Source organism: Candidatus Woesearchaeota archaeon (assembly GCA_003694805.1).
Lineage (GTDB): Archaea > Nanobdellota > Nanobdellia > Woesearchaeales > J110 > J110.
The window spans coordinates 1-9,246 of record RFJU01000152.1; the positions used below are offsets into that span (position 1 = coordinate 1).

Consider the following 9,246-nt stretch of genomic DNA (forward strand, 5'->3'; position numbering starts at 1 on the left):
AAAAAAATTCCCGATGTGAGAGCGTCCAGCTTGTTTTTAAGGATTTCGGCCTTGAAGCCCAAAAAAAGCTTTCAAGAAATAGCATAACACGCAACCCTGCGTTAAGGCGCCTTCGCTGCGGCGTTGTTCAACCCTGCAACTTTCGAAACTCAGCAATCACTCGCTCCCGCTCAGCACTCCTCTTTTTCTCCCATGACGAACGAAGCACGTCCAAGCTCACTGCAGACCCGCGCTCGCTACGAACACTTCCCTTCGCAGAACGCTTCCCTTTCAAAACCGTGCGCACCTCTCTGAGAAGCCTGTTATTCTCACGGCGAAGAGAGGCCTGCAACGCGCTCACATGGCTGGCAATCGCCCTCCCTGCAGCGCTTTCCGGTTGCTCCTTGTACGTCTTTGCAATACGCGAAAATTCTTCCCACACCGTTTCAGGAACCGAAACAAAAACCCGCCTTGTCATCGCACCCACAAGAGAAGCACGCCATGTTTAAATAAACTCCGAAAAACAACCAACTACCAAACACGTCCGATTAAAAGAAAACCACCCTTCCAGGCAAAAAGCAAAAACCAGCTGAGCAGGCCAACACGCAACGCTCAGTGCCTTGCCTTCGTAGAAACGGCATTGGAAAAGGAAATCCGCTCACGCCCGGAAGGCGTTTCGAATTTCACCTTCGCACTTGGCAACGTCAAGCCACCCATGATACGCAGACGAGATGAAATCCTATAAGAAATAACTCGCTCTTCATACGGATCCAAAAACTCAATCTCCCACTTCAGCACCGTTCCTTTCCCTTCAACTTTCGAAACACGTGACGGATGCAATGTTCCAACCGAAGACTTTGACTGAACATACGAAGCAATACTGGGAATTGCATCAATAATGGAAATGTTGCTCATAACCCTTCCTGATCTGTTACGAATAAACAACACTACTTTAACGTCCGAAACCCCTTCTTCCTCACTCTCCTTTGCGAACGCCTCCTTTACAACCACAACGGGGCTGCGAAAAACAAAATACCCCAGCACTGCCAAACAAAGCAAGAGAACGACTATGACGAGCCATCGATAACTCGTCACGACAGAAAACATCACCGTCTCGCCGGGCGCGACAGACACTTCCCAAACCCAAAACGAGCCTGTTTCATTCTTAAACAGGATTGGCTCTCGACTGGCACTACTAAAAAAACGCTTCAGTGCGCCTGCTGGGAAAAACACTCTTGTCGTGTCCGGCGCGTTCCCCGTGTTCCTCACTTCAAAGACATGCTCTTTTCGAAAGAGGAAAGAGGAGATTTGCTCATCAATGCGAATATCAGGAACAGACAAAACTTCCAGTGCTGACTGCTCCTGTGAAATCGTTGAGTTCAACCCCTCAAGAAAAGCAAGAATGACATACTGCCCGGGAGGCGTTAAGGGGTCGAGCGAGACAGGAAAGACGCGGACCTTCGTCTCCAGCGGTCCTAACGAAAACGTGTCCTTCACAGAAAACAAGTCACTCTCCAAACGCAACGTCACTTGCTCAAAGTCCAGCGCGTTGCGATTGCGCAAAAGCACTTTCACATCAAAACCTCCACTCTTCGGCTCAAGCCTGAGTGGGTGCTGCACTTCCATCGCGACCGAAGGCTGATACCTCCCAAAGCGAATATCACGCGGCTTAATATACACCAACGCGTTCTTCGTCACAAAATCTTTAGACTCCACCGCCTTAATCTTTAACGGAGGCCCATGGTAGCCAACCTCGAGCCCGCTTTTTGGCAGGAGAAACACACGAACCTCCTTCGACGATCCTGCTGGGATGAAGATCGGGGAAGGATCTGTTGAAACCAACCACTTCGGATCAATCGTAAACACTTGAAACAGCTCATCTAAAGGCCCCAAATTCTCAATAACCAGACGATACTCTGCCGATTCATTATCAAAAATGTCAACCTTCACGCCCTCGCTAGACACAGAAAAATCCGCTGAAACAACGGTTGAGCAAAGAACAAGCCCGAGTACAAGAACAACCCCTACCCAATACTTGCTTCGTTGAACCATTCCTCTACAACCCTCACAGTGCTTTCAGAACCATACGCCTATATAAGTTTTTCGACGACTCCAACACGGCCAAAGACGCACCAATGGTCAGAACAACTGCCCAGCGAGGAAAACGTATATAAATACCCTGCCCTTCGCAGCAAGCAAAGCTCAAAAGACTTGCCTATTCAACTCCACGGGGTTGTGGTCTAGCTTGGTATGATACGCGCCCGGGGCGCGCGTGGTCGGGGGTTCGAATCCTCCCAACCCCACTTTCTTGTTCTTCCCTTCTGAACTCACCCCTTGCTTTTTTTAAAGCTACGCCTAAAACGTAGTAGCTTGGCCTTTTACAATCCCAAAAGAAACCTGCTTTGTTAAAAAAAAATGCTTTGGCACGCTTCGAGAACCCGCAAGCCATCAACGCCTTCGTCTCCTGCTCGTAGACGCAATAACCCCTCCTCGTTTCTGCGTTGTTCCGCCTTCTGAACGAACAGCGCGCGACTCCTCTGTCTTCCCTGTGTTCTTTGAGAGCAAATCCGTCTGCTTGGCTAGACGAGAAACAGCGTCCTCAACCTCCTTTTCAGAAACCTTAGCGCGGCGCGCCCTCACGTTACGCTTCTGCTCGCGCAAAGCATCTTGGTAGGGATCTTTTGTCCGAGAAACAAAGAAAATAATGAACGCCATGCCAATAACGAGCACCACAACAACAATGAAGGCAAGCGTCGACGCAGGACTCTCTATCCGCTTCTTCTCTGGCTTTAAACGAACGTCCTCCTCATCAGCAACACCACTGCCGCTCACACCCCCTGCCTTGACAACATCATTGCGCTCCTGTTCTGGTTGACCACGCTTGTCAACACTTCCACGCTCAGAAGCGGATTCCTCCTCCTTACCAAACCCTTCTCCCGTCTCATCTCCCGACCCTTCGCTCTCAACCACGCCTTCAACGTCTTCTTCCCCGCCAACAACCTGTCCGCTCTCATCTCCCGATGCTTCAAGCGACGCAACATGCAACGACATCGTACGCAGCACGACCTCCAACGTCACCGCAGTCTCCGGCTCGCCATCTTTATCCACATCAAAGAGTCGCGGCTCGCCTTCATACAAGCGCTCACGCACCCCTCCGTCAACCTTCATGTCCGCATACTGCACGCCTTTCGTGTGATCCATGAGCGGGGGGAACAAGAGCAAATCCATCACGAACTCACGCCCCTCCTTGATGAGTTTCAACTCGACGTGATCTTTCCCTCGAACACCCTCAACAACCGCTTCCTCTTCCAAAGGAAGATTCACTTTATAAATCCAGTATTTGGATGTCCCTCCGACATAGAACTTCTCAACAGGATCTTTTTGCGCAGCCGCTGGTGACACGCTGAACACGCGCTCTTCTGAAGAGAGCGATGCTCCATCGTTCTCACACGCCACGCTCCAAACATGCTCCCCTGGAGAGATTGAAACGATAAACTCTCTTGAACGTCCCGCTTCGACACCGCCGTACGTTTTCCAAACATCCCCATCAACAAGTAAGGAACAGGAAAACAAACCTTCCGTGCCGTCGATTTGAAAAATAAACGACTGCTCTGCCTCAACAAACTCAAACTGGTTAGAAGGCGATTTTAGAAGAATACTTCCCTGCGTCCCTTGTGCCACGACGACGTGCACAAACAACCCGGCACTGCATACCAGCAACGCCAACAACCACGACACTCGCGCCATACCCTTTTGAAGCAACACCACCTATATAAAACTTCTCTTTGATATAAAATATTCTCCTTGCTCGTCACCGCCTCTTCAGAACAGTTCAGGAACCTTCAAGAGAACACCGCTACACCCCTCGAACAATCCTGCTCACGTGCTCAAGCTTTTCCACTCGCAACACGTGGTCAACAAAACTCTCGACTTTGCTCTCATGGCTCACCAAGATGAGCTGGGATACCTTCAACTCGGAGAGCACTTCCCGCAACCTATCAAGCTGCTCAGCACTAAACCCGTCTGTTGGTTCATCGAGGATGAGCAAGCCCCTTGTTTTGACAGACGACATAAACTGACTAATTACTGAATTAAGTGCTAAGCGGTACGCAAGCGCCACGGCACTGCGCTCACCCCCAGAAAGATGCGCCACGTCAGTTTCAAAACCGTTTTGCTCGACACAAGGAGAAAAGTGTTCGTCCAAACGAACACCTAAAACACTTTCATCAATGAGCATTGAGAACCACCGCTTGAAGTACGCGTTAAACTCGTGGTAAATACTCATGAGCAACTGGCGCTCGATGACGAAGATGACATTCTGAAACACGCCTTGCAGCCACTGCCGCAGCAAACGATGCTCCTCGACTTCCTTTTTGAGCGATTGCATGCGTTCTTGCAGCAACTCCAGCCTTTTCAGCTGTTCTTCTAGCAATGCCGCCTCTCGCTCAAGCCCCGCCCTGCGCCCTGCAACCTCTCTGCGCTCCTGCTCAACCTTTTCAACCTCTTGCCGCAAGGCACTCAACTCACCTTTTATTTCAGGTAACGCAGCGAGTTTTTTCTCAACACTCGCAACGTCCTTCTCCTTCTCTTTGCAGGCCTTCTCCAAGAGAGCGCACGCCTCGGCCAGCAAGCGCAACCGTTTCTTTTTCTCCTCGAGCGACTTGAGTTGAATTGCAAAAACCCGTTCCTCCTCCTGCGCTTTTTGCACTTGCTGCAATTCTTCTTCCAGCTCCTCAACACGCTCTCTCGCGGCACGCATTTTCTTCTCAATCTTTTCCAAGTTCCTTGCCGCCTTCTCCAAAAGCAGCTCTTGTTTTTCAACTACGCGTTGGCGATGCTCTTCAGGAACGTTCTGCAAACACGTTGGACATGAAGAAACAGTCTTAATACGCTCAATAACTCGCCTGCACTGATCAATCCGTTCCTCGTGTTTCGCTCTGCTCTCTTCAATCTGCACAAGCGCGTGGCGCACCTTCGCCAGCGCCTCACGCACCGCCTCTCCACTTCTCACCTTCCTCTTCGCAGGCCTCTTCGGCTCCCCTTGTTCCTTGAGCAAACCAAGAAGATCATCATGTTCCTTTTTCTTTCTAACAAGCTCTTCGCGCAAGGAACGAACTTCCCCTTTCAAGACCTCACACTTCGTCCTTACATCATTATGCAAGAACGACTGTTTCTCCAACTCCGCCTGCCGCTTTTTCAACTCAGCAACTTTTTTCGCGAGCACGCCCTCGCGCTGAACAACCTTCAACACCTCTTTGCGAGCCGCATCAAGCCGCTTCTCAGCCGGCTTGAGCTCTTCAACTTGCCGCTCAAGAACACTCAATTGGCCCTCCAACACATCCCCCTGCCCTTTCAGCGCTCTGGCAACCATGATCGCATTCTCGTTTACACGCTTGTACTTGTCCAAATCAAAGATTTTACGCAACGTCTCAAGACGCTCCTCTGGCTTCTCGCTCAAAATCCTGTTCATCTCCTGCTGTGGCGTGTAAACGGTATAGCGAAATAAGAGCGACTTGCTCTTCGCCAAAAGCCCCTCAGGATACCCTAGCAAGGAGAGGATTCTGCTCTTCAACTCCACGGCTGTCGCCTCTTCACGAACCCCGTCAACGATGAGAAACCCAGCACCTTGCGTGACGCTCCCACCAGAACGCTTCAATCCTCGACGAACAACAACCTCCCGGCCATCTACTTCAAATGCGAGTTCAACCCAGCCTTGTTGGGCGCCGTGCCGAAGAAGCGCAGCACCAGAAACCTCACCGCGCAAAATCCCAAACAAAGCAAACTCAATAGCAAGCAAAATAGTTGACTTTCCAGAACCCACATCCCCTGAGAGAATGACCGAGCCCTCAGGGAAAGAAACCTCCTCATCAACGTACGACCGGATATTCCTCAACCGCAACGAACGAAGCATCATGTTACCAAAAGAAAACAAGAAAGACTACATAAGTATTTTTATTTTACCGCCTACGCGTCATCGTACGGAGCGAACAAGCCCTCAACAAAACAAGAGAACGCAACAAAGAAAAAAAATACCTAGCCCCGCCCAGATTCGAACTGGGGTCACCGGATATCTCCAATTCCTGAATGAATTGCCAGAGTCCGGTATGATTGGCCACTACACTACGGGGCTGCACAAAAAGACAGCAGGGAAAACACGCCTCTGTGCCTAAAAACTGCTTTGGGAAGAACACCAACTTCTTTAAAAGCGTTACGAACGCTTCACCTAGAAAAAAAACAAGAAAAAAACAAAGGAAACTGCCCCGGCCGGGATTTGAACCCGGGTCGCCGCCTCGAGAGGGCGGAATGATTGACCGGACTACACTACCAGGGCACACCAAAAAAATTGAATAAAAGCGCTTTGGATGCTTGAACAACAAATCCAACGCGCTGCAGATGGGCTCAGAGGGATTTGAACCCCCGACCTATCGGTTACCATCCCTGAACTGGATGGCTCCGTCGAGCCAACTCAGGTTAAGAGCCGATTGCTCTAGCCAGACTGAGCTATGAGCCCACAACACAACCAACACATCACTGCCAAGTCACCAGCGGATGACAACCAACCTATTTATATAGGTTTCGTGTGCTTCCCGCAAGGCACAAGCGAACATTAAAACTTTAAAAAACAAAGAAAACACCCGTTCCTGAAGGGAAACGAGAGGAACAACAAAAACCGTCCTGGCGAACAAGCCGCAGTCGCATAACCTGGTATTGCGCCAGCCTCGAGAGCTGGTCCCTTACGGGATTCCCGGTTCGAATCCGGGCTGCGGCGTAACCTTTTTTAATAAGAAGCCCCTAAGGGCCTCCAACCATGCACTACTTCAACAACTTCACCTTCTTCGGCCTCATTGCAGTGGGCATTGCCTTCCTTGCAGGAACATTCGAGCAGAACACCACCTCCCTCGTCGCTCTCAGCATCGGAACCGCCCTCCTCGTCCTCGGCGTCATCTTCGCCCATGGAGAGATGTGGTGACGAAAAGGACACGCTCACAGTAACGCATACCACGCATGTTCTGCCTGACTCAACACCACCCGTTACCGCGCTCAACAGTAAGAGCAACCAACCCGAAGAAGAAAAAAAGAAATGAAAAAGAAATGAAAAAAGAGAGCGCGAAGAGAAAAAAAAAAAACGGAATGCGGGTACCGAGACTTGAACTCGGGACCCCCGGCTTATGAGACCGGTGCTCTAACCAACTGAGCTATACCCGCGAAGACACCTCTTTTCAAACCGCTTGCAAAAACATTTCCACAACAAGGTTCCAGGACAAAAAAGGCGTTTATAAATATTTTCGTAAGTGCGCATACAGAGAAGCCAGCTCCTCAGGCGCCGCATCCGGCCTGTCCCACTCTGCCAAGCCGTCATCAAAAAAACGCGGAATGATGTGCACGTGCGCGTGCGGCACTGACCTCCTCGCAGCCTCGCCAACATTAACGCTCAACAAGCAACCAGGCGCGCCAACACCTGCCAAGATCTTCGGTCCAATCTCCCTTGCTACAGCAACCATGCGCAACGCAACATCTTCACTCAAATCAAAGTATGAATCAACATGCTGCTTGGAAATAACAAGCGCATGCCCTCTTGTTATTTGCTTTTTTGAAAGAATAACAAAGACCTTATCATCTTCAAAAAGAATCTTCTCACGTTCCCCTTCACGAATCAAACAAAAGGGGCACTCAGCCACCTTCAACACACCTCACGAATCTTGCTTTCAAGCTCTCGCAAATTCCTTACCTTCGGCTCAAACTCGCGCCTGTCCCGACGATCTACCAAGATCCCTTTGAGGCCCGCCATTTCTGCACCTTCCATATCACTCTCAACCGAGTCGCCAACGACGACAACATCTTCCTTGTTCAACTTCATCGTGGACAACACTTTTTCGTAAAATTCTGGCTCCCCTTTGAGCAGCCCAACCTCCCATGATAAGAACACATTATCAAAGTATTTCGCAAGTTCTAATTTTTCCATAACTTGCTTGGAATTAATCGCGTCGCTGTTGCTAATCAAAGCAAGCTTGAACTGCTTCCTCAAAGACTCCAACACTTCAAACGTCTCCTCATAGGGCTTCGCTAAAATCATGTACTTGTTCCAAAGCCCGACAAGCTTGTCAAAAACAAAAGGCGGAGGACTCACTTCCAAAGCCTTGGCCGCTTCCTTGAAGCCTTCCATGTTTGAATCAAACGGACGGGTCATAAACGCCTGTTCAAAACGCCGAACAAAAACAGGAAACGGCATTCGAATACGCAGGATGCTCTTCACCTGCCGAAGCGGACTAGGGTACACCCCTGTTTCGACCAACGTCCCCCACAAGTCAAACAAAATCGCCTTCACCATACTCAAACCAAAACCCGCCCCGCCTTATAAACATTATGGACGTTGCATGGACGGACCGGGATTTGAACCCGGAGCCTCGCCCTAGCCAAGGGCGCGTTCTACCAGATTGAACTACCCGCCCATACGACGAGACAAAAAGAAACCCCTCTCCTCTTTTTAAAAGTATCTCCGGTATCTCCGCCAAACACACCCACTTCAAAGAACACTTAGGAAAGAAACAAGGCAATCTTCTTTGTTGAAGGAATATTTTGCAAGATGATTTTGATGCTTGCAGTCAGCGGTACGGCAAACAAAAGACCCCAAACACCCCAAACCACCCCCCAGAAGAAGAGGCTGAGCAAGACAACAATGGGTGAAAGCTCAAGAGACCGTGCAGCAAATTTTGGCTCTAAAATGTTACCCCACACGACCTGTACAAGAATGAGCAGCCCCGCCAAGAACACCACCTTCCAACCAAAACCCAGACGAACCACTTCAAAAACAAGAATGGTCGCCACCGCGATGAACGATCCGAAATTCGGAATAAAATTGAGGACAAACACCAATACTGAAAACACAAGCGCGAACTTCGTCCCAAAAAGCAACATGACAACAAAACTCGAAAGTGCCGTTCCAACACTCACCAACACCTTCGTCACAAGGTACGCTCGAACCGAGGACTCAATCTGCTCAAGCGTTCTAAAAAACGCTCTGCGCCGCTCACGACTAAGACCCCTCCCCACCCGCTCCATAATCACATCATGCGAAGGAAGCAAGAACACAAGAAAAAGCAGCACTAAGAACACCTCTGAAAAAAAGTTTCCCACCGCAGCAACGAACCGGCCGGCGCCCTTCACTGCCAACGTCTCAACACTCAAAGACGAAAGTGCAGCCGTTGCGCCTTCTTCCAAACTGCCCATGTTGAATGCTTCCGAGACATTCGCCACAGCGTCATTCAA

General features: G+C 50.0%; 7 protein-coding genes and 7 tRNA genes. 3 read left to right on the top strand and 11 right to left on the bottom strand.

What is annotated here, in order from left to right:
• Positions 1 to 488 (top strand): hypothetical protein (locus tag D6783_05575; GenBank protein RME52181.1); only part of this gene is annotated, 488 nt, incomplete at its 5' end.
• Between the two features lie 103 nt (positions 489 to 591).
• On the opposite strand, the gene D6783_05580 is transcribed toward D6783_05575, so the two are convergent.
• Positions 592 to 2,031, bottom strand: coding sequence for a hypothetical protein (locus D6783_05580; protein RME52182.1), 1,440 nt, complete (start codon positions 2,029 to 2,031; stop codon positions 592 to 594).
• A 177-nt stretch (positions 2,032 to 2,208) separates the two neighbouring features.
• On the opposite strand from D6783_05580, the gene D6783_05585 reads away from it, so the two are divergent.
• Positions 2,209 to 2,282, top strand: a tRNA-Pro gene (locus D6783_05585).
• 145 nt (positions 2,283 to 2,427) lie between these two features.
• On the opposite strand, the gene D6783_05590 is transcribed toward D6783_05585, so the two are convergent.
• From D6783_05590 to D6783_05610, 5 genes are all read right to left on the bottom strand, one after another.
• On the bottom strand, positions 2,428 to 3,726 hold the full coding sequence (locus D6783_05590) for a hypothetical protein (GenBank protein RME52183.1): 1,299 nt from the start codon (positions 3,724 to 3,726) through the stop codon (positions 2,428 to 2,430).
• 109 nt (positions 3,727 to 3,835) lie between these two features.
• Positions 3,836 to 5,890, bottom strand: a complete 2,055-nt coding sequence (locus D6783_05595; GenBank protein RME52184.1) for an SMC family ATPase — start codon at positions 5,888 to 5,890, stop codon at positions 3,836 to 3,838.
• 123 nt (positions 5,891 to 6,013) lie between these two features.
• Positions 6,014 to 6,109 (bottom strand) — tRNA-Gln (locus tag D6783_05600).
• A gap of 126 nt (positions 6,110 to 6,235) precedes the next feature.
• Positions 6,236 to 6,310 (bottom strand) — tRNA-Glu (locus D6783_05605).
• A 63-nt stretch (positions 6,311 to 6,373) separates the two neighbouring features.
• Positions 6,374 to 6,490, bottom strand: a tRNA-Lys gene (locus D6783_05610).
• 175 nt (positions 6,491 to 6,665) lie between these two features.
• Between D6783_05610 and D6783_05615 the strand changes: the two genes are divergently transcribed.
• Positions 6,666 to 6,748: transfer RNA gene (locus D6783_05615), tRNA-Ser, on the top strand.
• Between the two features lie 363 nt (positions 6,749 to 7,111).
• Here D6783_05615 and D6783_05620 read toward each other — a convergent pair.
• The 5 genes from D6783_05620 to D6783_05640 form a co-directional block, all read right to left on the bottom strand.
• Positions 7,112 to 7,185: transfer RNA gene (locus D6783_05620), tRNA-Met, on the bottom strand.
• 68 nt (positions 7,186 to 7,253) lie between these two features.
• Positions 7,254 to 7,667, bottom strand: a complete 414-nt coding sequence (locus D6783_05625) for an HIT family protein (protein RME52185.1) — start codon at positions 7,665 to 7,667, stop codon at positions 7,254 to 7,256.
• The gene (locus D6783_05630; protein ID RME52186.1) at positions 7,661 to 8,308 is read right to left on the bottom strand and encodes an HAD family hydrolase; all 648 of its coding nucleotides are present in this window, start codon (positions 8,306 to 8,308) and stop codon (positions 7,661 to 7,663) included. Before D6783_05630 ends, D6783_05625 begins: the two co-directional genes overlap by 7 nt.
• Positions 8,309 to 8,355: 47 nt before the next feature.
• Positions 8,356 to 8,429: transfer RNA gene (locus D6783_05635), tRNA-Ala, on the bottom strand.
• Between the two features lie 85 nt (positions 8,430 to 8,514).
• Positions 8,515 to 9,246: an AI-2E family transporter gene (locus tag D6783_05640; GenBank protein RME52187.1), complete on the bottom strand. Its 732-nt coding sequence runs from the start codon at positions 9,244 to 9,246 to the stop codon at positions 8,515 to 8,517.